Below are 26450 nucleotides of genomic sequence, written 5' to 3' on the forward strand. Positions count from 1 at the left end.
TTAGCCTTTAGCTCTTCGCCTTTCCCCTATTCAAAAACAAAATCTTTTGACAATTTGAGACAACCGGTCGTATTATAAAAACATGGCTGAATCTATAAAAAAACAAATTAACCGAGAGAATCTGTTAAATCAGGGCGTAACCTTGCTTATGGAGCAGGGCTATCACGGCACCGGATTAAAAGAGATTCTGGAGGCGGTGCAGATTCCAAAAGGCTCTTTTTACAATTACTTCGGCAGCAAAGAAAACTTCGGCGCCGAAGTCATCCAGCATTATATCGAGCCGTTCATCAAACAATTGGCCGCGCATTTACAACAGTCTGACGGCGACGCGCTCGGCGCATTGCAGCGCTACTTCGACGAAGGCATTGCGGAGCTGGAAAGAGCCAATTTCAAAGGTGGCTGCTTGCTAGGCAATTTAATGGGCGAGCTCGGTGACACCAGTGATATCTGCCAAAAATCCCTGCAATCCGCTATCAAGCGTTACCGGGATTTATTGCAATCAGGCTTGGCTAAGGCGCAGCAACAAGGCACGGTAAGAACCGACAAATCGGCGGAAGACATGGCCAACCTGCTGGTCAATAGCTGGCAGGGAGCTCTGCTCAGAATGAAAATTGAAAAATCGTCAGCACCGCTTAAGCAGTGCTGTCAGGATTTATTAGGAGATTTTTTTAAAGCACAATCGTGATTGCGCTTTAAAAAACCGATCCACTATTTCCACAATCAACCAGGAGACCAACATGCCAAAATATATTATCGAGCGCGAAATCCCCGGTGCAGGCTCACTCGCTTATCGGGAATTACAAAATATTTCACAGAAATCCTGCGGTGTTCTTAACGACATGGGGCCGAAGATTCAGTGGGTGGAAAGCTATGTGACCGACGATAAGGTGTATTGCGTTTACATAGCGCCGGATGAAGAGACAGTCAGGGAACATGCCGAAAAAGGCGGATTCCCGGCCAACCGTATCTCTCAGGTCAGGTCCGTCATTGATCCCACCACCGCAGAATGAGCCATTGGCAATATCTGCCGCAGCAGAAGACCGGCCGTTTATGTATGCAGCCGGTCGATCAACTAACCAATAAACAGAGGCACTCCGATGAAGCCAAAAATATTACAAGCCGCCCGCTCCCTGCTCGCTTGCACAGCATTGCTTAGTCCTGTACTGGCGCAGGCGGAAATACTGGCAATGGCCAATTACGAAAGCAAGCCAGGTCAAACGCCAAGACGCGAAGGCATCGCAATTATCGATGTCGACCCGGCATCGAAGAATTTTGGCAAAATCCTGAACGATATCCCGTTACCGGACGATTTAGTCGCCCATCATATTTTCTACAACAAGGACCTCAGCAAAGCCTATATCACCTCGTTAGGCAACGGTGCGCTGCATGTAATGGACATGACGCATGTTCCTTACCGTCCTAAAAAAGTCGACGTGCCTGACTGCAAAGTCGCCGAAGACGTGGTCTTTTCCAAAGACAACAAGACCTGGTACATGACCTGCATGGGCTCAAGCAACGTCATCGTCGGCGATGCAAAAACCGACAAGCAAATCAAAGTGATTGCCGCCGATGCGGAAAACGCGTTTATCCGCTATCCGCACGGCATCAGCATCAATGACGATATCGACCGCATTATGGTTACCAGCACAGTGAGTCCGACGGATCTCAGCGATGCCGGCGAAACTGTCACCGTTATCGAAGCGTCCAGCGGTAAAGTCCTATCCAGCCACAAACTGTCCGACAAGCCGTCTCCTTCCGGCGTGTCGCCCGTTGAGGCGGTGTTCCTGCCCGAATCGAATCCGCCAATGGCTTATATCGACACCATGTTTGGCGGCGCACTGTGGACCGGCACCTGGAATGCGGGAAACAAGAACTTTGATTTCCAGCAGGTGTTCGACTTTAACGAGGTTAAACAGGGCGTGCCGTTGGAAATCTACTTCAATGACAAGCGCGACCGCATGTACGTCACCACAGCCAATCCGGGCTACTTCAATATTTTCGACATCAGCCAGTCCCCGGACAAACCGGTGCTGTTAAAGGCGATTCCAACCGCAGGCGGCTCTCACCATGTGGTGCTGACACCCGACGAGCAATATGCCATCGTGCAGAACAGCTTTTTAAATTTGCCGGATATGAGTGACGGTTCAATGACCGTGATCGACCTGAACAAGCAGGAAGTGAAAGCCACTATCGATACATTCAAGAAACAAGGGCTTAACCCCAACTGTATTATCATGATGCCGAAATGGCATCATGATGATGCGCATTAAAAACTACGCTGTTCGGTAGGGTGCGTACAGCGCGCTACCGGCCGTTGTAATGCCGGATGTATAAGGAGGAATGAGTCGGCTTGTCGCGGAAGAACATTGGATTGACCCGGGCGGTTGGCATTCGCGCCAATCGCCCGGGTTTTTATTTGATGACTACTTCTGAAGTGGCGTCAGGGGGTTTAGGTTTTCTGCCCGTTGTTTGCAACGACTATATAGCGCTGCTTAATCGCCTGTGCCAATTGATGCACCGCCATCGCATACTTATCGCTGTTGTTGTATTTCTTAATCACCTTAAAATTGGGATGGACGCGCCAGTACTCACTGCCGTTAATTACGCCCAACTCAATAGTTGACTCACCGCCATAGCCTCGGGTTGGTTCCGCAACCAGCATTTTTTGTTGCCAGCCGTTGCGCGAAAAGTAATGCGCTACGCTGCCGATGGCATCGCATTGATCCCAAAGATTACGATGCCCGTCGTTGTTGAAATCGACCGCCAAGCTGCGGAAACTGCTGGGCATAAATTGGCCCAGGCCCATTGCGCCAGCCCAGGAGCCGACCGGTTGCAGCGGATCGTAGCCTTCTTCCCGGGTCATCAGCAGAAAATTTTCCAGTTCCTGGGTAAAAAATTTGGCGCGCCGGTGGGTATCGAATGCCAGCGTCGTCAGTGCATCAAGAGTACGGGTTTTACCGACATTGCGACCAAAAAAAGTTTCCACGCCGATAATGGCGACGATATATTCGGGATCGACGCCGTAAGTCGCGCTGGCTTTTTGGATGGTATCGGCATTATTGCTCCAAAAGGCTACGCCATCGTTGATATGTGCCTCGGTAAGAAATTGCCGGCGGTAACGCGTCCAGCCTCCCGACTTGGGATGAGTTGGCTTAGGGCCGTGATAGGGCTCCGGATTTTCAAGGCGAATAACGTAATCCAGGCGCTTGGCCTTGGCGAACAGGTCCTTTAAATAGCTTTCTGAAAACTTGTGTTCAAGCACCATGTGCCGGATAAAATTCTGCACGGGCAACGAATTGGCATAAGTTCCGGTAAAGGTTTGCGCTTGAATTTCAGGAGAATGATGGGTAACAGCGGCGGCGGTATTGTGATGCGGTGCGTCGGTTTTAACGGCCGGGTTGCTGGAGCAACCGGCAAGCATGAGTGTCAAAGTCAGTTTAAATAAGCGTTTATAGCTTGTGTAGTTCACGTGCATCTCTTGGTAAATATGTGGGTTGATACGGAACCTATATTATGCACCCGAGAGCACTATTTCATCCTCATCTTTAAGCCCGCACTGCAAAAAAATACCTGGTCGCAATGCCGGCCCATTAATTGAGCGGCTTTGCCGGACAGGTCGACAAATTGCCGGGCCAGACGGTTGTCGGCAATGACGCTCAGCCCGACCTCGTTATGCACCAGTACCATAGACAACGGTAAGCGCAGCACCGCTTCCAGTTCCTGCAAAATGTCCGTTTCGGAGATTTGGTGATAAAGCTGGTTGTTCAGCCACATTGACACGCATTCAACCAATACCGGCCCTCGGCATTTCTGCATCGCCTCAAACAGTTTAACGGGCTCTTCGATAGTGATAAACGCGTCCTGGCGGCGCTGTTGATGAATGCGCACACGTTCCCGCATCTCGTCGTCAAAGAATTCGGTAGTGGCCAGGTAATAAGGTTTTTCCGTTGCCGCCAGCTCTAAGATATAGGCTTCCGCGAGCCGCGATTTGCCGCTTTTGATGCCGCCGGTAAATAATGTTTTCATGACAGCAAGGCTCCGGCTGCCAAAAAGCTCAGAACGATCAGATTGATGCCTGTTTTCATATGCAATGCTTGGGTTAATGTGGATTTATCGACCGGATTGACGGGCAAACCGAGCGTGGGTTTATGTTTGATTTGGCCGTGGTAGCTGGCATCTCCACCCAGGGCAACGCCCAACGCACCGGCCATGGCCGCAATAGGGTGGCCTGCATTCGGGCTTTCCAGTTTATTGCCGTCCCGCCATAGGCAGCGCCAGGCGTGTCGTTTGTCTTTTGCCAATATAACAATCAGCAAGGCCGTCAGCCGTGCAGGAAGGTAATTGGCAATATCATCGGCTATCGCCGCCGTTTTGCCGAAATAAAAATAACGTTCGGTTTTATAGGCAATCATTGAATCCATGGTATTGATGGCTTTATACACGGCAATACCCGGCAAGCCGAACAACAGGAGATAAAACAGCGGTGCGATAACGCCGTCGCTGAGGTTTTCCGCCCAGGTTTCCAGTCCGGCTTTGTAGATGTCGGTTTCGGTCATGTCCTGGGTGTCGCGGCTGACCAGATAGCTTAACGCCTGTTTGGGTTGCTCGGCGGTTAACAGGGCGGCGACGCTTTCGTGCAGCATGTTCATCGCCAAGCCGGTGGAAGCCAATATCGCCAAAATGATCAGTGACAACCAAGCCGGTAAAAAGCTGCATAAATAAACCAGCGTAACGCTGACCAATAAGGCTAATGCAATTACGCTGACTACCAATAGCGCGCCGGGTAAAATCCGGTCGCGGTAAAAGCGCCGTTCGAACCCGGAGATAAAATCGCCCAGCAAGACCACCGGGTGCTTGCACGGGAATTCGCCAAAGACCATATCGACCAGATAAGCCAAAGCCGCTAATTCAAAAAACATCATAACCTCCATTTACCGCCGGCTGTAAACGGCCAAACAAGCTTTGGACTCCAAAAGATACAGGAGTTCAAAGCTTGCTTTGAAGTGTTTGCTCTTCCGAACATTAATCCGCCTGTAACGCTTGCAAAATGGCGGTTATATCCAGATTTTTTTCGACCATATCGGCAAAGCCCTGAATTTCGGCTTCACGGTAATCCGAGTAGACATAGCCCTGATAGTGCGGATTGATGACTTTAAAATAGTCGGTGCGGAACGCATCGTCATCAAAAACGCCATGCACATGGGTACCTGCGACTGCCAGGGATGGCGGCCGAGGCTGCTCCCGACAGCCCTCGGCATTTCCTCCATCCATGGAGGTCAGAAGTGTCGCAAGCGGTAGGGAACCGCTGCGACCAAACAGGCCACCCTGATAATACAGCGGGTATTTGTCCATGCGGCCGCAATGGATCTCATAGCCGCTGATTGCTTTATATGAAAACAGCGGGTACTGGCCGCGCGTCAGTATCTTCGGGCTTTGGTACAGCACCGTATCGTCGATAAGATTCAAGCCTGTTTCGACAATCGCAATATCATGCTCAAGCGCATCAGGATCATGCAGGCTTTCACAGAGCATTTGGTAGCCGCCGCAGATGCCGAACACCGCTTTGTTGAATCGCAAAATCTCCTCAAACAAGCCCTGATTTTTCAGCCAATGCAAATCGCGGATCACGGTTTTACTGCCCGGCAGCAGCACCATATCGAAGCCTTCCAGCGGACGGTAGGCAGGGATCAATTCAACATAAAGCTCGGGATCGCCCATCAGTACATCGAGATCGTTGTAATTGCTCAGGCCCGGATAGGCGATGACTGCAACGCGGATTTTGGCGTTGTCCAGGCGCTGCCGGTAATTACTCAGCGATTGGGAATCTTCCATGTCGATGTTCAGCGGCTGAAACGGCAGCACGCCCAAAACCGGAACGCCGAAGCGCTCAGTAATGATTTTTTCGCCTTCGTCAAAAAAACGCCGGTCGCCGCGAAACTTGTTGACCACCACGCCGATCAGGTTTTCGCGCATGATCGGGTCCATCAATTCCAAGGTGCCGTAAATCGACGCAAACACGCCGCCGCGCTCGATGTCCGCTACCAGGATGTTTTTGGTGTTGAAACTATTCGCAACAAAGGTATTGGACAAATCCTTGTTCAATAAATTCAGCTCGACCGGCGACCCGGCGCCTTCGGCCACGATCAGGTCGTAGTCCTGCTGGAGCTTGGAAAAGGCCTGCTGAACCTCCGTCTTCAGTCTGTCGATTTCGGCGTAATAGGCTGCAATCGACTGGTTTTGATAGACCAGCCCGTTGACGATCACCTGCACCGAACCGTTGCCGTGCGATTTAAGCAGCACCGGATTAAAGAGGTAGCTCGGCTCCACCCGCGCGGCCTCGGCTTGCAGGCATTGCGCTCTGGAGATTTCCCGGCCCTCTTTGGTAACCGCGGAATTGTTGGACACGTTCTGCGCTTTGAATGGCGCAACACTCAGGCCGCGGTCGGCAAAAATCCGGCACAAGGCCATGACCAGTGTGGTTTTTCCGGCATCTGAACTGGTGCCGAATACGGCTAATGGTTTCATAGGTAGTTTCATTTAAAGGGCTTTTCACCACGAAGCCAAAAGTAGGCGCCTCTAGGCGACACGAAGGACACGAAGTTATAATTTGGTATCTATTCTACGTGACGAACAGTTCCTTCTCCCTCAGGGAGAAGATTAGGATGAGGGGATCAAAACAAGTTTTTTCCTTACTTTGATTTCCCCTCACCCAACCCTCTCCCTCTGGAGAGGGCTTTCTCGTATAGTTAGCATATGCTGAGTTTTTTCTTCGCGTCCTTCGTGTCGCCTAGAGGCGCCTACTTTTGGCTTCGTGGTGAGTTTTTTATTTTTTAATGTTCTTAATACTGTTGGCAAGCCGGGCTATGGCCTGCTCATCTTTGACCGCAAAACGCACATGACGTTTATCCAGGTCCTCGAAATTGTCGCAGACGCGGATTAAAATCCGCGAGGATTCCAGTTGCGCCTGCAACTGATAGCCGTCGAGGTTGGTAAGACGAGCCAGCAGGAAATTGGCCTGTCCCGAATAAATCTTATCGAACAAGCCGGAATCTTGCAGCGCCTGATGCAGTAAAGCACGTAGATGCGCAGTCTGTTCGCGGGTTTGTTCGATGAATGCGGTATTTGCCAGCGCCTGCTGCATATAGGCCATGTCCAGGCTGGATAACTTCCATGCTGGTTCAAAGCGTTGCAGTGCTTTGATTGCCGATGCCGCCGTCCAAATAAAGCCGATGCGGATACCGGCGCAGCCGTAAAACTTGCTCAGCGACTTGATCACATAAAGTTTATCGTAATTCGTTATCTGTTCAGTCACCGAACCGGCCGTGCAGAAGTCCAGAAACGACTCATCAATAATAATCGTGCAGTTTGCCGCCTGCCATTTTTGCAGCAAGTCCGGCATGTCGTAAAGTTGGCCGTCCGGCGTGGACGGATTCACAAAAATCACCGTGCTGTGTTCGGGAATATCAGCCAGCAGAAGGTTGAACCGGTTGATGTTATGCACTGTGCAGCCCAATTCCCCGGCAATATGCGCATATTCGCCGTACAAAGGCGTATACAAGACCAAATCTTTCGGCTGCAAGCGGCGCAACAGGGCGAAGATGGCCGCACTGGCGCCGTTGAACAGCTCGATATCGACACCATCGGGAACCGGGTAGCGCCGGTTGATCGCCTGTTTTAGCAAGCTGTAATCGGGGTCGGCGTACGGCGTAAGCTGAACGTCTTGCAAACAACTTAAATCGACCGCTTGCTTCGGGTTGATGTTGGCCGAAAAGTCCAGCACCTGTTCCGGCAGGCAACCGAGACGCTTGGCGAATTGGTAAATATTGCCGCCGTGGTTCATTGATAACTTAAGTTTCGGCCAAAGCAAGCTTTGGACTCCAGCATCTGGAGTTCAAAGCTTGCTTTGTAACGTATGCGAACGTGGTTCATTATAAATTGATGTATTCAACGTAAAGGTAATCATCAGTTCGGCGCAGTTTATGCACGGAGCCTGAATCGATCCGCAATTGAAACGAATTGGCCAGCGGCAGGTTCAACGCGCGCGCCAGCAAAGCGCGAATAACGCCGGCATGAGTGACCACTAAAACTTGTTTGGCCTCAGTCGCCAGCAAATCCTGCCAGAAGCTGCCTGAACGCTGGTACAAGTCCTCAAAGTTTTCGCCTTGGGGTGGAGCCGCAGTCACGAAGTTGCTGGTCCAATGCTGCAAAACATCGGCATCGATGTCGTCAAAACGCTGGCCTTCCCAATCGCCGAAATTAAGCTCTTGCAAGCGTTCATCGGCGGTCACCGTGTTCGAAAAGGTTTCGGCCAGTTGCAGGCAGCGCGTTAACGGGCTGCTGAAAACCTTACAGTCGCCGTCAAACTCGGGCAGCTTGTCGTGCAGGCTTGCCATCTCGTCGGGAAAACTGTCGGCCAGGGCAATATCGCTTTGTCCGTAACACAGGCCCGGATCGGTCGCGGTTTGGGTGTGGCGAATCAAATAAATTTCCATAGGGCACTCATGCTTAAATAAAAAACAGTTTCGGCAACTTGCTGGCTTGCGCCCAGGCAGTCGCCGGTATAGCCGCCGATACGGCGATAAAAATAATGCCCCAAGAGCACGGTCGCAAGCAGGGCCGGAATAAGGGTCAGCGCAGATGATACCGGCAGCAACATCAGTGGCAACAAGGCTATGGCGGTAGCAAAAACCAGTTCCCGGAAATTGGGCCGGTAAACAGCGCTTGAGGCTTTGCTGTGATGCTCACGCGCATAACTATAACGCTGCATCAGCAACAACGGCGGCAGACGGCTGACGCTGTGCCCGGCCAGCAGCAGCCAAGGCACGGCGGCGGCAGGCATTTCGATCAGTACACTGGCCTTTAACGGCAGCAACAACAACAGCCCAATAACGCCGTAAACTCCAATATGGGAATCTTTCATGATTTCCAGAATGCGCACTTTGTTCATGCCGCCGCCGAAACCGTCGCAGACATCGGCAAAGCCGTCCTCATGCAGTGCTCCGGTCAGTAAGATGCCGGCAATTAACGCCAAAATCACCGCAGTCGTCTGCGGCCAAAGCCAGTCAGCCAGGTAAAAGACCAAGCCGCAGATGCCGCCGACCAGCCAGCCGACCAGCGGCAGGTAAACAACTGCCTGAGGCAGCTGCTTGTAATCCAGCGTTTGAAGATGAGGCAGTCGGGTGTAGAAGCTGAGGGCTAACAGGAATAGCTGCCTATCGTTCCCACGCTCCAGCGTGGGAACGCATTTGGCAACGCTCCAGCGTTGCCAAATGCGACGCCGGAGCACCGCTAACTGCATTCTCACGCTGGAGCGCTCGTCGTTATACACAAGTTTGTTCAAGGTATGGACGTTGACTTGGACGTAGGCCGGAATAAGACCGCCCGGCGTCAGCCAAGGTGGGCGTTTCCGGCAATTGGTGCGCCGGAAACGCCAGTCCTGCGCTTAACGCGCGGACAGGCTTATTCCGGCCTAAGTCGAGATGTGTATAACGACGAGCGCTGGAGCATGGGAACGATGGTATTTTCATTGGTATTTTTTCATGACCGCTTCGTAACTCAGCGTTTTTTGTTCGCCCGCTTTATAGGCTTGCCATCTTTTTTGTGCTTCTTCACGCCAGATAGCATCAATTTCCGGATTAGGCGTATCCAAATCGGCCAGCAATAACTCCGCTAAGCGTAATTTTTCTAATGGCGGCAAATGGCTAACCTGCTGGTAAAGCTCTTGGCTGCTGAGCATGATGGTGTCTCCGAGAGTTTTGAAGAGTTTTTCTCGCTCCTAAATGCGTATGGAAACAAGATAAGTGATTTTAAAGCAAGCGAAAGGTTCAAGGTAAAAAACCTTGGGCCTTTCGTCTTGAACCTTTCACCTGTCTTTTAATGATCAACCCCAGCCTCAGCAAACGTAGCCATCTCGTTTAAAAACACGACCGCCGATTGCACCAGCGGGTAGGCCAAGGCAATGCCGGAACCTTCGCCCAGGCGCAATTCCAGGTTCAGCAAGGGTTTGGCATTGAAATGATTTAACAAAGCCTGATGCCCCTGTTCGCTGGAGACATGGCTGAATACGCAGTAATCCAGCACGTGAGGGTACAGTTTGCCGGCGACTAACAGCGCGGTGCCGGCAATAAAGCCGTCGACTAGTATGAGCATACCCAGCTCGGCGGCTTTAAGGTAAGCCCCAACCATCATCGCGATTTCAAAGCCGCCGAAAGTAGCCAGTACATCCAAGGGTTCGATGACATCTCTATGTTTATTCAACGCCCGCTGCAACACCACTAACTTGTGTTGCAACTGCCCATCATTCAAACCGGTGCCGCGGCCTACGCACCGTACCAGCGACAGGCCGGTCAAACGGTGCATCAGCACGGCTGCGGATGAGGTATTGCCGATGCCCATTTCGCCAAAGCCGATACAATTACAGCCGCTTTGATGTTGCCGCAAAACCTGGTCTGCTCCCGCTTGCAGGGCTTTGGCGCATTCATCAACAGTCATTGCAGGTTGGCTTAGAAAGTTCTGCGTGCCTTTGCCGATGCTTGCATCAATCAGCTTGGGATGACTATTCAAGTCGGCGTTAACGCCCGCATCGACAATCAATAATTCGATGTCGTGCTGTTTGGCAAAAACACTGATCGCTGCGCCGCCAGCCAGAAAATTGGCAATCATTTGTGCGGTAACGGTTTGCGGATAAGCGCTGACTCCGGTTTCGACGATGCCGTGGTCTCCGGCAAAAATCAGCATGCACGGTTTGTTTAAACGGGGGGTCAGGCTGTTTTGGCATAATCCGATTTGTAAGGCCAGGGATTCCAATTGCCCCAAAGAACCTCGCGGCTTGGTTTTCTGGTCGATTTTGGCTTGTAAAGCGGTTTTAAGTGTTGAAGCGAGCGGGGGAATGGCAAAATTTAGCGGCACGGTGTATTCCAAACATTTTCAAATAATAAATCTTTCAGGTCCTTACGATCCGCCCATTGCTCTTGTTCCAGCATCGGTTTGTCGTAGAATTTATCGACATGGCCGAGGCACAAAACCGCGAACGGCTGGCTATCTTCAGGCATGTTTAACAGGGTTTTCAAGGCTTCCGGTTCAAACATCGACACCCAGCCCAGGCCGATGCCTTCCGCCCGCGCCGCCAGCCACATGTTTTGTATGGCGCAGGCCAAGGATGCCAGATCCATTTCCGGCAAGGTGCGGCGGCCGAATATATACTGCTCCCGCTGTTCGCACAAGGCGGCAATCAGCACTTCCGGGCATTCCAGTATGCCTTCCACTTTCAGTCTCATAAATTCGTCTTCGCGCTCGTTTAACGCTTTGGCGGTGCGTATGCGTTCCTGCTCGACCAGCGCGTGTATGGCTTTACGAAGCTCGGGACAGCTGATGCGCATAAATCGCCACGGCTGCATAAAGCCGACGCTGGGCGCATGGTGCGCGGCATTCAGCAGGCGGAGCAGCAATTCGGGAGCGATAGGGTCGGGCAAGAAGTGGCGCATATCGCGGCGCTCAAAAATCGTGCGATAGACGGCGGCGCATTCCGCGTCAGAGTAGCGGTTTTGGGTCATGGACGGCTGGCGCAATTCTTAATTAATATCAGACATTATAAGGATGAGCGGCCTCAAAACCATGCACTTTGGCTTTGGGGGTAAAAACCGGCGGCGTCCAATCGCCCTGTTTTTGTCCGGCCAGAAATTCCGCCAGCCATAAGGCCTGATTGCGTATCGGCAAAATAAAGGCGTACAGCTTTCCGTTCGGCAGCTCGGCGACATCGCCCAGCGCATAAATGGACTCGTCGCTGGTTTGCAACTGCTGGTTAACCTTGATACCGCGGCCGGTTTCAAGGCCCGCACGTTCGGCCAACTCGGTTCTCGGCTTGAATCCGCAAGCGACCAGCAAGCCGTCAAACTCGACGGTTACATCGGTTTTGACGCCAACCTTGTCATTTTCCTTGGTGAATTCTTTTACCGCCTGATTCAGCAATACCTTGACGCCGGAATCCTGCAACACCTTTTGCAATAATGCCGAATCCTCGGCCACCAACTGACGTTCCATTAGCCGATCCGATGCATGAAACAGGGTGACGTCATCTCCTGCTACCGCCAAATCGGATGCCACCTCGCAGCCGATTAAACCGCCGCCGACAATCGCCCAGTTGGGCCGCTGATTTTGGTTTAAAAAATCTTGCCGAAATTGTCGCAACGCCTTCAAATCAACCAAGCTGTTCAAGCAAAAAAACAGCTTCTCATACGGCCTGTATGGCGGCGGAATGAATGCGGAAGAGCCTTGAGCGAGTATCAGTTTATCGTAGTGCAAGGTTTGTTCTTGGGAAGCGCCTGTGATGTCGATCGATTTATCGCTACGATTAATAGCCGTTACATCCACGCCGCAGAGTACATTGATGTTGCTTTCGCGCAGTTTGTCAAAGGGCTTCAGGATAATGGCTTGTTCGATATCGGCCATGGTGAAACCGCGGGACAGCAGCGGCCGTGAATAATAGCCGTCACGTTCACGGGTTACCAGGGTAACGTCATCATCGGGCGATAATGCGCGGTATTTTTCGGCAAAGCTGACGCCGGCCACGCCAGAGCCGATGATGACAATCTGCATTGTGTTTCCTGACAAGAATTAATTAGACCAATAAATTGTATGCGCTTTTTTCCGCGCCGCACTCCGGGCAACGCCAATCGTCAGGGATGTCTTCCCATAAGGTGCCTGGCGCAATGCCGGTATCCGGGTCGCCTTCCGCTTCATCATAGATATGGCCGCAAACGCTGCATTGGTATTTTTTGAAATCAGGCATAGTTATTCCTCTTTGATGTTTAAAGCTCGATTGACTTTAACAGGTCTAGGTTAATTTTCAATCCGAATCTCAGTCTTTAATCGATACAGCGCTGAAATATCTTCCTCCCCGTAATTTTCCGCCATTAGCCGCTCATAATCGGCAATCGTCATATCGATCAACGTAGTCGATGCGCCGGTTTGTTTTGCCATGCTTTGGCAGATAAGCAGGTCTTTATGGTGCAGCGCCAGTTTAAAGCCCGGCGCGAAGGTGCCTCGGGTCATGGTCGGGCCGCGGTGCTGCAAAAACCAGTTGCCTGCGGCGCCGCCGGAAATGACTTCGATCACCTTATCCATGGGCAGGTCTTGAGCCTGAGCAAAAGCCAGCGCTTCAGTCACCGCCTGATTGATGCCCGCGGCCATGATTTGGTTGACTGCCTTGGCGGCCTGGCCGGAACCGGTTGGCCCCATGTGCATGATGCGTCCGGTCATGGCTTCCAGGATCGGGCGGGCTTGTTCCAGCACATTCGCATAACCGCCGACCATCATCGCCAGTGTGCCGTTTTTGGCGCCTTCGACGCCGCCCGAAACCGGCGCGTCGAGGAAAGCCGCCTGTTTTTCGGCCAGCATCGCGGCGGCTTGCTTTGCGGTATCGCTGCTGACTGTGGACATATCGACGACGATAGTGCCGGGCTTGATGGTAAGGGCTATCGCCTCAATCATTGCCAGCACATCCTGATCGGCGGAGACGCAAATCAGCACGACATCGACGATTGCAGCCAGTTCTTCCGGCTGGTCGAAGGCGATGAGATCCAATTCTTCGGCCAGATTTTGCGCCTTTGCCGTGGTGCGGTTATAAACGCCGGTCAGATATCCGGCTTTGGCGATATTTTTAGCCATGCCGATGCCCATTGCACCGAGGCCGATCATGCCTGCTTTCATGCTATTTCTCCACGCTTGCTTGAATGTAACCGGTTTGCGTTATTTAGGGCATCCTTCCATTTTGTAAATAGCGTATCCTTGTTTGTCGATGTCGGCTCTCATGGCTGCCGGAGCTTCGACGCTGTGATAGAAGTAACAGTTTTCGGGAGTTACGACTGCATCTTCCAGATTAATGCTGGTCAGCCAGTGTTTGGCATAATTAATCGCTTTTTGCTGATCTTCTTCGTCCAATACCACATTAAAATGCAGTTTTCTGCCTTCTGCGGTTTTTGCGTAAGTGTCGAATACATACGAAATAGTCATCGGTTTTCTCCCTGGTTGAATCCGTAGGGTTGAGTAACTTTTATTTGGCTAAATAAGTGTAAGACGTCAGCCCGGCAAGCAACTCCTGTTCATATTCCTGCCGCTGCTGTTCGCTCAGATCGCTACCAGCCAGTTTTTCCCTATAGGCGGTTTTCAAGTCTTCGCAATTGATGTGCACATAATCGAGCAAGTCGGAGACATACTCGCCTTCATGCAGGTCGTAAAAATGATAACCCTGGTCGTCGAGTTCGATGTTGATGGAATGGGTATCGCCAAACAGGTTGTGCATGTCGCCCAATATTTCCTGGTAGGCACCGAGCATGAAAAAGCCGATCAGGTACGGTTCGTTGCTGTCGATTTCATGCACCGGCAGGGTTTTTTCGATATTCTGCCCGTCGATATACTGGTCGATACGGCCGTCGGAATCGCAGGTTAAATCCTGGATCACGGCGCGGCGCGTGGGCTGTTCGTTCAGCCGGTGGATCGGCATGATCGGAAAGATTTGCTCGATGCCCCAGATGTCGGGCATGGACTGGAACAGCGAGAAATTGCAGAACACCTTATCGGCCAGTTTCTCGTTCAATTCCTGCAATATCGCGGCTTCGCTTTGATTATTGGGATTCAGCTTGGCCTGGAGTTGGCGGCACAGCAGAGCATAGTTGTTCTCCGCCTCGGCCAGTCCGGTAATGCTCAGTTTGTCCTGGGTAAATTGGGCGCGGGCTTCCGATAAGTCGAACTGCGCATCATGATAATGCTCGACCAGGTTGTCCGGCTCCGGCAGGGCTTGCAGTTCGGCGTGGTTGGCGTAAACCGATTCGATATCGGTCACGTTGGTGATCAATACCGCATGATGGGCGGTCAGCGCGCGGCCCGATTCGGTGATGATGTCCGGCTGCGGCACCTGCTTTTCCGCGCAAATATCGGCAAAACTGCGCACGATATTCTGGGCGTATTCATCCAGGCTGTAGTTGATCGACGATTCGCGCCGCGAATGGCTGCCGTCGTAATCCACGCCCAGCCCGCCGCCCGCATCGACGATTTTCACATTAGCGCCCAGACGATGCAGCTCAACGTAAAACTGCCCGGCTTCTTTCAGCGCCACTTTGATGTCGTGAATATTGGCGATTTGCGAGCCCATGTGAAAGTGCATCAGCTTCAAGGTGTCCAGCAAACCGGTTTGTCTCAGGCGCTCGACCAGCAGCAGCAATTCATGGGCATGCAGACCGAATTTGGATTTTTCGCCGCCGCTGTTTTGCCATTTCCCGGCGCTGATGCTGGACAGCCTGATCCTGACGCCCAGTTGCGGCTTGATATTCAGGCGCGCCGCCTCCTCGATAATCAATTCCAGCTCCAGCGGCTTTTCAATGACCAGATACAGGTTCAGCCCCATTTTTAGGCCGATCAGCGCCAGGCGGATGTAAGCGCGGTCTTTGTAACCGTTGCAGACCACCACGCCTTTGTTGGACAGCGCCATAATCGCCAGTAATTCCGGCTTGCTGCCCGCTTCGAGGCCGATATTGTCGGCCGCCAAAATGCCTTCAACTACTTTGCGTTGCTGGTTGACTTTGATCGGATAAACCGGCGTATAGCGGCCCTGATAATCGTTATTGACGCAGGCTTTTTGGAAAGCGCGGGACAGCTGGCTAACGCGGTCTTTTAGAATATCGGTAAAGCGCACCAGCACCGGCAAGGACAGCTTTTTGTCATTCAGCGATTGGGCGATTTCGTACAAATCCAGTTCCACGTCTTTATCGGAACTGGGCTTTACGCTGACATGCCCTTCGGCATTGATCGAAAAATAGCCTTGTCCCCAGCTATCTATCGCGTAGGTTTGTGCAGATTGGCGGGTCGTCCAGGTTTTGCTTTGACTTAAATTCAACTTTATTAACTCCGTTGTGCCGTGAGATGCCGAATTCTAATATAATGGTTAAATCTTTATGCGTTTATTTTTCCAGGAATCCACACTATGAACCCATCCGAATGGTTTACCGAGCAACACGCAGACGCCGGCTCGGCCTTTTCGTTAAAAATTAAAAAGAAGCTGCACGAGGAGCAATCCGAGTTTCAACACCTTGAAATCTATGAGACCGAAACTTTCGGCAATTTGATGATTATCGACGGTTGCACGATGGTATCAACCCGCGACAACTTTTTTTACCATGAAATGATGAGCCATCCGGCCCTGTTTACTCATCCCGATCCAAAAAGAGTATGGATTATCGGCGGCGGCGACTGCGGCACATTAAGAGAGGTGTTGAAGCACCCTTCGGTGGAGCAGGCCGTGCAGATCGATATCGATGAGCGGGTGACGCGTCTGGCGGAAATTTATTTCCCTGAATTATGCGAATCCAACAACGATCCCAGAGCCGACCTGAAATTCATCGACGGTATTAAATGGGTCAAAGATGCGGCGCCGAATTCGGTGGATATTATCATCGTCGACAGCACCGACCCGGTTGGTCCGGCTTTAGGCTTGTTCAGCGAAGAGTTTTACCGCGACTGCTTTGCCTGCCTGTCGGAAAACGGCATGGTCGTGCAACAAAGCGAGTCAGCGCTGTACCACATGAAACTGATCGGTGAAATGCGTAATGCAATGAGCAATGCCGGTTTAAAGCATTTGCAGACTTTGTTTTTCCCGCAGTGCCTGTATCCGTCCGGCTGGTGGAGCGCGACGATTGCCAGCAAAGGCGATCTGAGCAAGTTCAGGGAAGCGGATAGCGCGAACAAGCCGTTTGACACGACTTACTACAACGTCGATATACACAAAGCAGCTTTGGCGCAGCCTGAGTTCGTTAAAAAAGCGTTTAATTTATAAGTGATTTTTGCCACGAAGGACACAGAGAACACGAAGGTTTGTACTTTGCTTTTCTCCGTGTTCTTCGTGCCTTCGTGGTGATGCTTTTATTAGGTTACCCGACCAACCATAATATGAGATTGCGATAATGTTTGATCCTAAATCCTTTGATGATATTGCCAGCCGTTTGGCTGGCGCCATACCTCCGGGCTTAAGCGGCCTGAAAGACGATCTTGAAAAAAGCTTCCATGCCATTTTACAAGGCGCGTTAGGCAAGCTGGACTTGGTGACCCGCGAAGAGTTTGAGGTGCAAAAGCTGGTGTTGGCAAAAACCCGCTCGAAGCTCGAAGACCTGGAAAAACGCGTCGCCGAAATGGAGCAGCAGTTGTTGAACAAGGAAGAAGTGTTTTCTCCAAGCAAAGAAGAGCCGATTGACGACTGATCACGCTGTCGATAAGTCGCCATGTCGTTAGCAGTTATCTACAGCCGCGGCCGCTCCGGCATAGAAGCGCCGCTGGTGACCGTCGAGGTCCACATTTCCAACGGCCTGCCGGCGCTTAATATCGTCGGCCTGCCGGAAGCTGCGGTTAAGGAAAGCAAGGATCGCGTCCGGGGCGCGATATTAAACTCCAAGTTTGAGTTTCCGATGCAGCGCATCACCGTCAACCTGGCTCCCGCCGACCTGCCCAAGGAAGGCGGGCGTTTCGATCTGGCTATCGCATTGGGCATACTGGCGGCGTCCGGCCAGATTCCGGTGGCTCATCTGCATCATTACGAATGCGTCGGCGAGCTGTCATTGGGCGGCGAGCTGCGGGCTATCAGCGGCGTGCTGCCGATTGCGATACAAGCCCGAAACAATGACCGGAAACTGATCCTGCCCAAGGAAAACACCGCCGAAGCGGCGCTGGTCAAGGATATTGAAATCATTCCGGCCATGCATTTGCTGGAAGTATGCTCCCATCTGACCGGGCAACGCTTGATACAGGCCGAGTTTCAGCAGGAACAGCAGGCCGTAAAGGCAATCGACATAGACTTTGCCGATGTGCACGGTCAATATCACGTCAAGCGAGCCTTCGAGATTGCCGCCGCCGGCGCGCATAACCTGATTATGCTGGGCCCGCCCGGCACCGGAAAGTCGATGATCGCATCGCGCTTGCCGACCATCTTGCCGCAGCTGACGGAGCATCAGGCGCAAGAAACTGCCGCGATCGCATCAATCAGCGATCAGGGCCTGGACGTTGCGAATTGGTTAAAGCCGCCGTACCGCGCTCCGCATCATACCGCCTCGGCGGCGGCCCTGGTTGGAGGCGGCGGAAATCCGAGGCCCGGAGAAATATCGCTGGCACATAATGGAACGTTATTTTTGGACGAATTACCGGAATTCGACCGCAAGGTTCTGGAAGTGTTAAGGGAGCCGCTGGAGACTGGTCACATCACCATTTCCCGCGCTGCGAGGCAGGTCGATTTTCCGGCGCGCTTCCAACTGATTGCGGCGATGAATCCATGCCCTTGCGGCTTTTTGGGCGATGCGTCGGGCCGTTGTCATTGCACGTCCGAGCAAGTCATGCGCTACCGGGCTAGAGTATCCGGCCCGTTGCTCGACCGTATCGACATGCATTTGGAAGTGCCCAGAATTTCGCATGAAGTATTGCGCAAAGGTTCGCCGGACGGCGAGGAAACCAGCGAGCAAATCAGGGCGCGGGTAGTTGCGGCCCGCAACTTGGCCGTTGCGCGCAGCGGCAAAGCCAATTCGGCATTGACGGCCAAGGAAGTGAAACAGCTATGCGTGCTGTCCGAACCGAGCCACCAGATTTTAGAGCAGGCGATGGACAAATTCGGCCTGTCGCATCGAGCCTATCACCGGATTTTGAAACTGGCACGAACTATTGCCGACCTAGCGCAGTCGGAAAATATAGAAACCGCGCATTTAAGCGAAGCGATCAGCTATCGCAAGCTGGATCGTAAAATTTAATGCGTTTTGTTGTATAGAATGTATATATTACGCCGGTTCACAACCTCAACTTGGGAGCCAGCTATACTGGGGACAAACAAGATATTTTTAAGTAACACAATCGGAGTCCTAATCATGAGTTTCACTATTGAACAAATAGCCGAAGAGGCGCTTGCTCTTCCCAGCGATGCACGCGCATTGCTTGCCGATCGTTTGGTTGAGAGTCTTGATCCTTTGGAGGATGTTTATATCCGACAGCTTTGGGCGGCTGAAGCCCGAACTCGCCGTGATGATGTCAGAAGTGGTGCGGTGGCTACTATCCCAGGACAGAATGCTTTGGAGCGTGTACGGAAATCTGTTGCAAAGTGAGGTTTGAGTTTCATCCAGAGGCGCTTTCCGAATATGAAGATGCCGCTCGATATTATGCAAATTGCCAGCCTGGATTAGAACTACGCTTCATGTCAGCGGTCGAGCATGTCATCCAACAAATAGTTGAAGCGCCTGAAAGCTGGCCGATAATTGAAGATGATATTCACCGATGTTTAACCCGTGTTTTTCCTTATGCCGTTCTTTACTCAATTGAAAAGGATTGCGTGCTTATTCTTGCCGTCATGCATTGCCACTGTGAACCAGGATATTGGCGCAATAGGTCTGCAAATAATCAGTAACGTAAGTCACAGAAAAAACACCACGAAAGCACGAAAGACACGAAGAAAAAATATAAAACTTCGTGCTCTTCGTGTCTTCGTGGTGAGCTTTTTAAGGTATCAATGTCCAAACTAAACCCCCAACAACAAGCCGCTGTTAAAGCGATAGATCATCCCTTATTGGTGCTGGCCGGAGCGGGCAGCGGCAAGACGCGGGTGATTACCGAAAAAATCGCTTACCTGGTCAAGCAAGGCCTGCCTGCGCGGCATATTGCGGCGGTGACCTTCACCAACAAAGCCGCGCGGGAAATGAAAAGCCGGGTGTCCAAACTGCTGGACGATAAGCAACAACGCGGCCTGCGGGTGTCGACTTTCCATTCGTTGGGCCTGGATATATTGCGGGCGGAATCCAAGACGCTGGGCTATAAAGCCGGTATTACGCTGTTTGACGAGCAAGATAAATATACGTTGCTGCGCAACTTGATCAGCCACGGCGCAAAAGATTGCGATATCGACAACATCGATAGCTATTCGCGGCAAATCGGCCAATGGAAAAACGCCTTTGTTACGCCGGAACAGTCCGTAACCATTGCAAAAGCCAATGAATACCCGGCGGCCAATCTGTACATCGACTACACCCGCAGCCTAAAAGCCTATAATGCAGTCGATTTCGACGACCTGATCCTGTTGCCGGTGCTGCTGTTTCAACAACACCCGGCTATCCTGGAAAAGTGGCAAAACAAAATCCGCTACTTGCTGGTTGATGAATACCAGGATACCAATATCACCCAATACCAGCTGGTGCGCCTGATCGCCGGTAACCTGGGCCGGTTTACCGTGGTCGGCGATGATGATCAGTCCATTTATGCCTGGCGGGGCGCGCAGCCGGAAAACCTGGCGCAATTGCAAAAAGACTATGCCCGCCTGCAAGTTATCAAACTGGAGCAAAATTACCGCTCCACTGGGCGTATCCTGAAAGTCGCCAACCAGCTGATCGCCAACAATCCCCATGCCTTTGAAAAACGCCTGTGGAGCGAGCTGGGTTACGGCGATCCGCTACGGGTTTTGAGCCATAAAGACGAGCAGATCGAAGCTCAGCAGATTGTGTCCGAGATTATCCATCATAAGTTCAAGACCGGCAGCAATTACCAGGATTATGCGATTTTATATCGCGGCAACCATCAGTCCCGCTTGTTCGAGAAGGGCCTGCGGGAAAACAACATCCCGTATTTTATCAGCGGCAGTACCTCGTTTTTCGCCTATTCGGAAATCAAGGATATCCTCGGCTACCTGCGCTTGTTTGTTAATCAAGATGACGACGCGGCATTTTTGCGCGTCATCAACACGCCCAAACGCGAAATCGGCCCGAACACCTTGGAAAAGCTTGGTGCGTATGCCAACGAGAGGCACATCAGCCTGTTTGCGGCCAGCACCGAGTTCGGCCTGAGCCAAAGGCTGTCCGAAAAAGCCATACATCGGCTGAAAAAATTCCGCGACTGGGTCATCGATACCGCCGACCGTATAGAACAGGGTGATACGTTTGCAGTCATCGAGCAGTTCATCGATCAAATCGGCTATCCGCAGCATTTGCAGGAAGAGAGCAAGACCAAGGAATCCGCCGACCGTAAAATGAAAAATGTCTACGAACTGATCGAATGGCTAAGACGCATCGCCGATAAGGAAACCGACGGCCAAAAACCGCTGGCGGAAATTGTCTCCAAAATCATGCTGATGGACATCATGGAGCGCAACCAGGAAGACGAGGCCAGCGATCAGGTTAGCCTGATGACCTTGCATGCTGCAAAAGGCTTGGAATTTCCGCATGTGTTTTTGATCGGCATCGAAGAAAACATCCTGCCCCATCAAAACAGCATCGAAACCGACAACATAGAAGAGGAACGCCGCTTGGCTTACGTCGGCATCACTCGCGCCCAGCGCACCTGCACGTTCAGCTACTGCACCCATCGCAAGCGTTACGGCGAAATTGCCGAATGCGAGCCCAGCCGGTTTTTAAGCGAATTGCCCGAAGACGACCTGGAATGGGTCAACAAAAAACAGCTGGACCCGGAAGTTATCAAAGAGCGCGGCAAGGCGAGTCTGGCGCACTTGAAAACAATGTTGTCGTAATTGCAGCGCCGATCGGTTAGAATATACGCTACGCGCCCGTAGCTCAGCTGGATAGAGTACAGCCCTCCGAAGGCTGTGGTCGGACGTTCGAATCGTCTCGGGCGCGCCATTTAAGTTAATGAAAATAAATGGATTATTTTCATACGTCATCGGTTAAAACGCTAGAAAAACACGGCTAGGGCACTAATTTGGGCACTACGCCGATTCGCAATCCGACGCGAGGAGTTTTTTTATGGCGTATATCATTCGTAAAATCCAAGGCAAAACTGGCATTACCTATAAAGCCATCATCCGTGATAAAAACGGCAAACATCTAAAGAGCAAAAATTTCACCCGGCGCGGCGACGCAGAAGCTTGGGCCAAACCCATCGACGCTGATCATGAAAAAATGGAAGCGTTAGGTTTACGTGGCGCATCAATGACGTTCGCAAACCTCGCTGATGAATATGCGCGGCAATGGAACAAGCGCGACCAAAATCAGGTTTATCGGCTCACTTATTGGTCTAAGGAATTGGGCCACTACAAACTGACCGACATCACCGGTCTATTACTTCGCCAAAAGCTCAAGGACTTCCAAAATGGGCATTGCCTGCGCGGCGATGGCACCAACAGAACCAAAGCGCTCCAGAAAACGCGTTCACCAGCTACTGTAAACCGCCACCGCGGAACACTAGGCGGCTTATTCAAATACGCACTTCAAGAAAGTTATATCAATTCCAATCCGCTGCAAAAAACCAATTGCCTGGAGGTGGACAACAGCCGTGTTCGCTATCTCTCCGATACCGAACGCGAGCGCTTGTTCGATGTCTGTAAGCAGTCCTCCTGGCCACGGCTTTATACTCTCGTTTTATTGGCGACCTGCACTGGCATGCGCAAATCCGAAATGCTCAATTTGAAATGGCGAGATATCGATTTCGATAAAGGGTTAGCGTTCCTGGCAACGACTAAGAACGGAGATCCTCGAGTCTGTCCTGTTCCGACACCGGCGCTCAACGAGCTCAAGAAAATTAGGGGCGTCGGCACGGCGCTGGTGTTTCCCTCCGAAATCAAACCGAATCAACCTATGGAGTTTAAAAAGCATTGGCATAAAGCTCTTCAACAAGCAGCGATCGAGAATTTTCGGTTTCACGATCTGCGTCATACCGCTGCAAGCTATTTAGTCATGAATGGAGCGACTCTCCATGATGCTAAAGAAATCTTGGGACATAGAGATATATCGACCACTCTTCGCTACGCTCATCTTTCTACCGAGCATAAAAGCAAGGTAAGCGAGCGTGTAATGAGCAAAATCATGGATTACTGAAATATGAAAAAGAACCCCTCCCATCGTCCCGAAAACACCGACCGTATCGCTTCCATGCTGCGCTGGTATGAAACGGCTTTAACGGATGCACGCGACATAGATGCTGGAGACGTTGATTACCTGATTTCAGAAGCGGAACCCAAGCCTGACATGACTCTAGATCGTCAATTTTCTCTGATCATGCGCTGGGTCAAGGCTGGCTGTATTGATGACATAGAAGGTTTGGCTCAGGACGAAAGGGAGGCGCTAGAATGGATGGATGAGCTTATGAATGCGCGCAAAACCCTTAAAAAAATGAGAGCCTATGAGGTTGCTGCTGCATTGTTTAATAATCAGTTAAAAGTATCTCAATCCATGGGTTACCGTTTGGATGAAGAAACGGCCACTCCAGGAGCAATTCAGCGTGCGGTCAGCCGTTATAAAAGGAAAAAATAAGATATTTAAGTCCTCTTGCTTGCGAAGGGTACTTCTGTCTAATTCATCAAAATACGCTGTGTTAATTTAATCTTCGTTGTAACTCAAAAGGTTTTATATGAACACAGAAAGCATGACTTCCACTCCAGACACCCTGTCTGACTTTACGCTGTTGGACGATTTCGCCCAGCAGCATTCCAATAAGCTTACTCAATCCCAGTTGCGCTGGCTTGCACGACACCGGGACAGCAATGGACTCTCCGATTGCGGCGCGATCGTGTGCGTGAGCCGCAAACTCTATATCCATACTGTTCGGTTTTCGGAATGGTTTGCTAAACAACGCAGCTAAGTCATAACTGAGCTGAACCGTCCAGTCCATATCCGGCTGATAGCGGCGCCTTCGGATTGGGGCGTAGCCGGAGACCGATGACGACCGCAGACTGGACGGTTACAGCGCAAAAATTAAATCTGGGTATTAAAAATGGCTAAAAACCGGCTGAAGGTCAAGGGTAGACGATCTGAACATACCTTTGCGGCCAAGCCCCATCATATTTTTCGTGCTGATACAAAAAACGGAAGGCCGTCACCCGCTTCCGTACTGACTCATAAAGCAGCACATTTACTCGACAATCTTGTAGCGCAGTTAAATGGTAAAAACAATGGGGATCTGTCCGTCGCACCTTCAATTACGAAACTGTATGGATGGACATCGCAGGGCTCTGTTCAAAGTGCTTTAACCGAATTACTTGCCTACGGATTTATCGAGTTGACGCGGCAAGGTGGCAGAAATAAATGCTCATTGTATGCCGTAACGTGGTTGGCTATTGAGGAATGCGGCGGCAAGCTCGATGTCTCCCCCACAAGGCAGCCTTCCAACCTATGGAAGCCAGAAAATCAGTGCAAGGTTGATCCGCGTTATAGAAGGAAATATTTTACTAATGCAGAAAAAAGCGACTGCGAAACAGGGGCAAATGTTAAAAAATCTGGCTCTGATTTGACATAACGAAACTAAGTTCAAATTTGTTCTAACATTATTTTTTAAATAAAAAATGAAGAACCGCTTCCGGCCACTAGCCGTCTATCGGTATCTTTCTATTAATAGCAGGTAAGCACCCAAAAGCTGCCGCATAACGTTGGACGTAACCGGTCTGTGCGAGCGACGCGAAGCGCCGATTTCAAAGGCAAGTGGTTAGCCATTGCGCATCCCAGGTTGGCGAAGCATAAGGTTCTTGGTCCAGCGACCATCAAGTTGTATGGCTATCCCGTCAGGAAATGTTGTAAACGCCCCATCTTTTAGGACAGCTGGTTCATCAGCCGTTCTCAGCTCACCGACGATATCACAGATACTGGAATCGTCGAATGATGACTGAATGCTGCGGTCAAGGCCTATTGTCAGGCCAACGTCTTCGACGCGGTAAAATGCATATTGACGTCCGAGAACCGTACGGACGTCGTTGCTACCTCTAGTGACCGAGTGTGCGAATGAATAGTAGCCTCGCAGAAGGTCGGCCTGCTCAGCAACGACGTCCACGGCATCGTCATCGAATTCCTCTGGTTCTGGATCATCAAGCATAAGTTCGAGACAAGGAGAAAAGTAAGCCTGGATCCCGACGCGGAGAGCGGGACACTGTCCATTGATTTGTCGGAGTTTGCGAGTCTGAGCCTTCGCTTTCAAAAGTGCATCAGAACTGAAACCATTCGTCCGCCCTTTAGCTTCAATTATGATCCAGTCGCGACGTCCATTTAGTCCAATGAGGTCAGGTTGCGAGTTTCCTTTGAGGGTTAACATCCCACCATCCTGTTTGAAACGGGACAAATGGAATAACCATGGAGTATTCAAGAGCCGTGCTGCCACGAGCTTTGCAGCCATCATTCCGACAAAGTAAGAGGTAGCACCCTTCTCAGTTGGATCAAGCGAGTCATAGAGAGTTGATTTTTCGAAGCGCGACAGAGTCTGGCGTAGATTCGCATAGATCATATGTGAGCGAACAATGACGTCACTAAGCGAGTACCAACCGTGTGAAAACAACTCAGCTATGCCTGGCTTTCCGACAGTAATGGCGGACCAGACCAATTCCTCCCATGTGACTGATAGTGGGTGATAACCCTTCAGCAAAGCGCCCCAATGCGAGTTGAAGTTCTGTGCGGTGTAAGGAATGGTTGGCATAAAAAGAAGGCTAACTTGACGGTGAAAGCGTAGCGATGTTGGCACCAAAATGGTGCTCCATGATCGCGACGATATCCGCAGGGCGAAGCGTGAGTAGGTGCAGGGTTGCGTTCTTGAAGAGCTCCTCCCAATCCCAATACCAACGCTCCTCGAAGCGTTCGATCAGCTCGAGCGACCAAGGCAGGCTTTTGTTTTTGGAAAGCCCAACCCCAAAACCACCCCAATTCCAGCGCTCCTCGAAGCGCTCGATCAGCTCAAGCGACCAAGGCAAGCCTTCGTTCTCGGAGAGCCCCCCCCAATTCCAGCGCTTCTCAAAGCGCTCGATCAGCTCAAGCGACCAAGGCAAGCCTTCGTTCTTGGAGAGCAACCCCCAATCCCAGCGCTTCTCAAAGCGCTCGATCAGCTCGATCGACCAAGGCAGGCTTTCGTTCTCGGAAATCCCCTCCCAATCCCAGCGCTCCTCGAAGCGCTCGATCAGCTCGAGCGACCAAGGCAGGCTTTTGTTTTTGGAAAGCCAACCCCCAAAACCACCCAAAAACCAGCGCTCCTCGAAGCGCTCGATCAGCTCAAGCGACCAAGGCAGGCTTTCGTTCTTCGAAAGCATATACCAATCCCATTGCAGGTCTTCTTTATTCTCGAAAAAATCACATTCTTCTTCGAAGCTTTCGATCTCGGAAAGCATCTCCAAATTCCGCTGTTCCCCGAAGCGCTCAATCAGCTCAAGCGACCAAGGCAAGCCTTCATTCTCGGAGAACCCCCCCCAATACCAGCGCTTCTCAAAGCGCTCGATCAGCTCGAGCGACCAAGGCAGGCTTTTGTTCCTGGAGAGCCGCCACCAATCCCAGCGCTCCTCGAAGCGCTCAATCAGCTCAAGCGACCAAGGCAGGCCTTCATTCTCGGAGAGCCCCCGCCAATTCCAGCGCTCCTCGAAGCGCTCGATCAGCTCAAGCGACCAAGGCAAGCCTTCGTTCTCGGAGAGCCCCCCCCAATCCCAGCGCTCCTTGAAGCGCTCGATCAGCTCGAGCGACCAAGGCAGG

The 26450-nt window shown here is 51.5% G+C and carries 30 protein-coding genes and 1 tRNA gene; 14 read left to right on the forward strand and 17 right to left on the reverse strand.

Annotated features, from left to right (window positions below; translation table 11 throughout):
- Positions 1-82: 82 nt before the first annotated feature.
- The 3 genes from M0R47_RS13305 to M0R47_RS13315 all read left to right on the forward strand — a co-directional run bounded on the left by M0R47_RS13305 (position 83) and on the right by M0R47_RS13315 (position 2270).
- Complete coding sequence (locus M0R47_RS13305) at positions 83-685, forward strand: TetR/AcrR family transcriptional regulator (protein ID WP_292555654.1); 603 nt, start codon at positions 83-85, stop codon at positions 683-685.
- 52 nt (positions 686-737) lie between these two features.
- Positions 738-1010, forward strand: coding sequence for a DUF4242 domain-containing protein (locus M0R47_RS13310; RefSeq protein WP_292555655.1), 273 nt, complete (start codon positions 738-740; stop codon positions 1008-1010).
- 87 nt (positions 1011-1097) lie between these two features.
- Positions 1098-2270, forward strand: coding sequence for a YncE family protein (locus M0R47_RS13315; protein ID WP_292555656.1), 1173 nt, complete (start codon positions 1098-1100; stop codon positions 2268-2270).
- A 179-nt stretch (positions 2271-2449) separates the two neighbouring features.
- Here M0R47_RS13315 and M0R47_RS13320 read toward each other — a convergent pair whose 3' ends face one another.
- From M0R47_RS13320 to speA, 15 genes are all read right to left on the reverse strand, one after another.
- Positions 2450-3475, reverse strand: a complete 1026-nt coding sequence (locus tag M0R47_RS13320) for a lytic murein transglycosylase (RefSeq protein WP_366513221.1) — start codon at positions 3473-3475, stop codon at positions 2450-2452.
- A 53-nt stretch (positions 3476-3528) separates the two neighbouring features.
- Entirely contained in the window at positions 3529-4026 is a 498-nt protein-coding gene (locus M0R47_RS13325) for a bifunctional adenosylcobinamide kinase/adenosylcobinamide-phosphate guanylyltransferase (protein WP_292555658.1), read from the reverse strand.
- The gene (gene cbiB / locus M0R47_RS13330) at positions 4023-4919 is read right to left on the reverse strand and encodes an adenosylcobinamide-phosphate synthase CbiB (protein WP_292555659.1); all 897 of its coding nucleotides are present in this window, start codon (positions 4917-4919) and stop codon (positions 4023-4025) included. Before cbiB ends, M0R47_RS13325 begins: the two co-directional genes overlap by 4 nt.
- A 103-nt stretch (positions 4920-5022) precedes the next feature.
- Positions 5023-6525: a cobyric acid synthase gene (locus tag M0R47_RS13335; protein ID WP_292555660.1), complete on the reverse strand. Its 1503-nt coding sequence runs from the start codon at positions 6523-6525 to the stop codon at positions 5023-5025.
- A 298-nt stretch (positions 6526-6823) separates the two neighbouring features.
- Entirely contained in the window at positions 6824-7867 is a 1044-nt protein-coding gene (locus M0R47_RS13340; protein ID WP_292555661.1) for an aminotransferase class I/II-fold pyridoxal phosphate-dependent enzyme, read from the reverse strand.
- Between the two features lie 61 nt (positions 7868-7928).
- Entirely contained in the window at positions 7929-8492 is a 564-nt protein-coding gene (gene cobC / locus M0R47_RS13345; protein WP_292555663.1) for an alpha-ribazole phosphatase, read from the reverse strand.
- Positions 8477-9298: an adenosylcobinamide-GDP ribazoletransferase gene (gene cobS / locus M0R47_RS13350; RefSeq protein ID WP_292555700.1), complete on the reverse strand. Its 822-nt coding sequence runs from the start codon at positions 9296-9298 to the stop codon at positions 8477-8479. The genes cobC and cobS overlap by 16 nt, the downstream gene beginning before the upstream one ends.
- Positions 9299-9523: 225 nt before the next feature.
- Positions 9524-9736: an addiction module protein gene (locus M0R47_RS13355; RefSeq protein ID WP_292555665.1), complete on the reverse strand. Its 213-nt coding sequence runs from the start codon at positions 9734-9736 to the stop codon at positions 9524-9526.
- 137 nt (positions 9737-9873) lie between these two features.
- On the reverse strand, positions 9874-10908 hold the full coding sequence (gene cobT, locus M0R47_RS13360; protein WP_292555667.1) for a nicotinate-nucleotide--dimethylbenzimidazole phosphoribosyltransferase: 1035 nt from the start codon (positions 10906-10908) through the stop codon (positions 9874-9876).
- Positions 10899-11552: a 5,6-dimethylbenzimidazole synthase gene (gene bluB, locus M0R47_RS13365; protein ID WP_292555669.1), complete on the reverse strand. Its 654-nt coding sequence runs from the start codon at positions 11550-11552 to the stop codon at positions 10899-10901. The genes cobT and bluB overlap by 10 nt, the downstream gene beginning before the upstream one ends.
- A gap of 28 nt (positions 11553-11580) precedes the next feature.
- The gene (locus M0R47_RS13370) at positions 11581-12594 is read right to left on the reverse strand and encodes an FAD-dependent oxidoreductase (RefSeq protein WP_292555671.1); all 1014 of its coding nucleotides are present in this window, start codon (positions 12592-12594) and stop codon (positions 11581-11583) included.
- 22 nt (positions 12595-12616) lie between these two features.
- Entirely contained in the window at positions 12617-12787 is a 171-nt protein-coding gene (locus M0R47_RS13375; protein ID WP_292555673.1) for a rubredoxin, read from the reverse strand.
- Between the two features lie 50 nt (positions 12788-12837).
- A complete protein-coding gene (locus M0R47_RS13380) occupies positions 12838-13707 on the reverse strand; it encodes an NAD(P)-dependent oxidoreductase (RefSeq protein ID WP_292555675.1) in 870 nt (289 codons plus the stop codon).
- 39 nt (positions 13708-13746) lie between these two features.
- Positions 13747-14010 (reverse strand): DUF2024 family protein, encoded by a 264-nt coding sequence (locus M0R47_RS13385; RefSeq protein ID WP_292555677.1) that lies wholly within the window; start codon positions 14008-14010, stop codon positions 13747-13749.
- 40 nt (positions 14011-14050) lie between these two features.
- Complete coding sequence (gene speA / locus M0R47_RS13390) at positions 14051-15889, reverse strand: biosynthetic arginine decarboxylase (RefSeq protein WP_292555679.1); 1839 nt, start codon at positions 15887-15889, stop codon at positions 14051-14053.
- An 87-nt stretch (positions 15890-15976) separates the two neighbouring features.
- Between speA and speE the strand changes: the two genes are divergently transcribed.
- The 11 genes from speE to M0R47_RS13445 all read left to right on the forward strand — a co-directional run bounded on the left by speE (position 15977) and on the right by M0R47_RS13445 (position 24249).
- Positions 15977-16825, forward strand: a complete 849-nt coding sequence (gene speE / locus M0R47_RS13395; RefSeq protein WP_292555681.1) for a polyamine aminopropyltransferase — start codon at positions 15977-15979, stop codon at positions 16823-16825.
- 127 nt (positions 16826-16952) lie between these two features.
- On the forward strand, positions 16953-17246 hold the full coding sequence (locus tag M0R47_RS13400) for an accessory factor UbiK family protein (protein WP_292555683.1): 294 nt from the start codon (positions 16953-16955) through the stop codon (positions 17244-17246).
- A gap of 21 nt (positions 17247-17267) precedes the next feature.
- The gene (locus tag M0R47_RS13405; protein ID WP_292555684.1) at positions 17268-18776 is read left to right on the forward strand and encodes a YifB family Mg chelatase-like AAA ATPase; all 1509 of its coding nucleotides are present in this window, start codon (positions 17268-17270) and stop codon (positions 18774-18776) included.
- A gap of 114 nt (positions 18777-18890) precedes the next feature.
- Positions 18891-19124, forward strand: a complete 234-nt coding sequence (locus M0R47_RS13410; protein ID WP_292555686.1) for an addiction module protein — start codon at positions 18891-18893, stop codon at positions 19122-19124.
- Positions 19121-19423: a type II toxin-antitoxin system RelE/ParE family toxin gene (locus M0R47_RS13415; protein ID WP_292555687.1), complete on the forward strand. Its 303-nt coding sequence runs from the start codon at positions 19121-19123 to the stop codon at positions 19421-19423. The genes M0R47_RS13410 and M0R47_RS13415 overlap by 4 nt, the downstream gene beginning before the upstream one ends.
- 102 nt (positions 19424-19525) lie before the next feature.
- Positions 19526-21529: a DNA helicase Rep gene (gene rep, locus M0R47_RS13420; RefSeq protein ID WP_292555688.1), complete on the forward strand. Its 2004-nt coding sequence runs from the start codon at positions 19526-19528 to the stop codon at positions 21527-21529.
- A gap of 32 nt (positions 21530-21561) precedes the next feature.
- Positions 21562-21638, forward strand: a tRNA-Arg gene (locus M0R47_RS13425).
- A gap of 123 nt (positions 21639-21761) precedes the next feature.
- Positions 21762-22832 (forward strand): site-specific integrase, encoded by a 1071-nt coding sequence (locus M0R47_RS13430; protein WP_292555689.1) that lies wholly within the window; start codon positions 21762-21764, stop codon positions 22830-22832.
- 3 nt (positions 22833-22835) lie between these two features.
- A complete protein-coding gene (locus M0R47_RS13435; protein ID WP_292555690.1) occupies positions 22836-23267 on the forward strand; it encodes a hypothetical protein in 432 nt (143 codons plus the stop codon).
- A 97-nt stretch (positions 23268-23364) separates the two neighbouring features.
- Positions 23365-23595, forward strand: coding sequence for a hypothetical protein (locus M0R47_RS13440; protein ID WP_292555692.1), 231 nt, complete (start codon positions 23365-23367; stop codon positions 23593-23595).
- 132 nt (positions 23596-23727) lie between these two features.
- Complete coding sequence (locus tag M0R47_RS13445) at positions 23728-24249, forward strand: hypothetical protein (RefSeq protein WP_292555694.1); 522 nt, start codon at positions 23728-23730, stop codon at positions 24247-24249.
- Positions 24250-24435: 186 nt separating this feature from the next.
- Here M0R47_RS13445 and M0R47_RS13450 read toward each other — a convergent pair whose 3' ends face one another.
- Together M0R47_RS13450 and M0R47_RS13455 are read right to left on the reverse strand one after the other, a co-directional pair.
- On the reverse strand, positions 24436-25413 hold the full coding sequence (locus M0R47_RS13450) for a hypothetical protein (protein ID WP_292555696.1): 978 nt from the start codon (positions 25411-25413) through the stop codon (positions 24436-24438).
- Between the two features lie 10 nt (positions 25414-25423).
- Positions 25424-26450: hypothetical protein (locus tag M0R47_RS13455; RefSeq protein ID WP_292555698.1), on the reverse strand; the 1027-nt coding region annotated here is incomplete at its 5' end.

The organism is Methylobacter sp. (assembly GCF_023227905.1).
Classification (GTDB): domain Bacteria; phylum Pseudomonadota; class Gammaproteobacteria; order Methylococcales; family Methylomonadaceae; genus Methylobacter_A.

Excerpts from the sequence above, each read along its gene's own strand:
- M0R47_RS13380 (WP_292555675.1), bottom strand. The coding sequence starts at position 13,707 with ATGAAAGCAGGCATGATCGGCCTCGGTGCAATGGGCATCGGCATGGCT.
- M0R47_RS13410 (WP_292555686.1), top strand. The coding sequence starts at position 18,891 with ATGAGTTTCACTATTGAACAAATAGCCGAAGAGGCGCTTGCTCTTCCC.
- speE (WP_292555681.1), top strand. The coding sequence starts at position 15,977 with ATGAACCCATCCGAATGGTTTACCGAGCAACACGCAGACGCCGGCTCG.
- M0R47_RS13335 (WP_292555660.1), bottom strand. The coding sequence starts at position 6,525 with ATGAAACCATTAGCCGTATTCGGCACCAGTTCAGATGCCGGAAAAACC.
- M0R47_RS13385 (WP_292555677.1), bottom strand. The coding sequence starts at position 14,010 with ATGACTATTTCGTATGTATTCGACACTTACGCAAAAACCGCAGAAGGC.
- M0R47_RS13315 (WP_292555656.1), top strand. The coding sequence starts at position 1,098 with ATGAAGCCAAAAATATTACAAGCCGCCCGCTCCCTGCTCGCTTGCACA.
- M0R47_RS13445 (WP_292555694.1), top strand. The coding sequence starts at position 23,728 with ATGGCTAAAAACCGGCTGAAGGTCAAGGGTAGACGATCTGAACATACC.
- cbiB (WP_292555659.1), bottom strand. The coding sequence starts at position 4,919 with ATGTTTTTTGAATTAGCGGCTTTGGCTTATCTGGTCGATATGGTCTTT.
- M0R47_RS13325 (WP_292555658.1), bottom strand. The coding sequence starts at position 4,026 with ATGAAAACATTATTTACCGGCGGCATCAAAAGCGGCAAATCGCGGCTC.
- M0R47_RS13355 (WP_292555665.1), bottom strand. The coding sequence starts at position 9,736 with ATGCTCAGCAGCCAAGAGCTTTACCAGCAGGTTAGCCATTTGCCGCCA.
- M0R47_RS13440 (WP_292555692.1), top strand. The coding sequence starts at position 23,365 with ATGAACACAGAAAGCATGACTTCCACTCCAGACACCCTGTCTGACTTT.
- cobS (WP_292555700.1), bottom strand. The coding sequence starts at position 9,298 with ATGCAGTTAGCGGTGCTCCGGCGTCGCATTTGGCAACGCTGGAGCGTT.
- M0R47_RS13405 (WP_292555684.1), top strand. The coding sequence starts at position 17,268 with ATGTCGTTAGCAGTTATCTACAGCCGCGGCCGCTCCGGCATAGAAGCG.
- M0R47_RS13430 (WP_292555689.1), top strand. The coding sequence starts at position 21,762 with ATGGCGTATATCATTCGTAAAATCCAAGGCAAAACTGGCATTACCTAT.
- M0R47_RS13375 (WP_292555673.1), bottom strand. The coding sequence starts at position 12,787 with ATGCCTGATTTCAAAAAATACCAATGCAGCGTTTGCGGCCATATCTAT.
- M0R47_RS13305 (WP_292555654.1), top strand. The coding sequence starts at position 83 with ATGGCTGAATCTATAAAAAAACAAATTAACCGAGAGAATCTGTTAAAT.
- M0R47_RS13320 (WP_366513221.1), bottom strand. The coding sequence starts at position 3,475 with ATGCACGTGAACTACACAAGCTATAAACGCTTATTTAAACTGACTTTG.
- rep (WP_292555688.1), top strand. The coding sequence starts at position 19,526 with ATGTCCAAACTAAACCCCCAACAACAAGCCGCTGTTAAAGCGATAGAT.
- M0R47_RS13400 (WP_292555683.1), top strand. The coding sequence starts at position 16,953 with ATGTTTGATCCTAAATCCTTTGATGATATTGCCAGCCGTTTGGCTGGC.
- M0R47_RS13370 (WP_292555671.1), bottom strand. The coding sequence starts at position 12,594 with ATGCAGATTGTCATCATCGGCTCTGGCGTGGCCGGCGTCAGCTTTGCC.
- cobC (WP_292555663.1), bottom strand. The coding sequence starts at position 8,492 with ATGGAAATTTATTTGATTCGCCACACCCAAACCGCGACCGATCCGGGC.
- M0R47_RS13435 (WP_292555690.1), top strand. The coding sequence starts at position 22,836 with ATGAAAAAGAACCCCTCCCATCGTCCCGAAAACACCGACCGTATCGCT.
- M0R47_RS13310 (WP_292555655.1), top strand. The coding sequence starts at position 738 with ATGCCAAAATATATTATCGAGCGCGAAATCCCCGGTGCAGGCTCACTC.
- M0R47_RS13450 (WP_292555696.1), bottom strand. The coding sequence starts at position 25,413 with ATGCCAACCATTCCTTACACCGCACAGAACTTCAACTCGCATTGGGGC.
- bluB (WP_292555669.1), bottom strand. The coding sequence starts at position 11,552 with ATGACCCAAAACCGCTACTCTGACGCGGAATGCGCCGCCGTCTATCGC.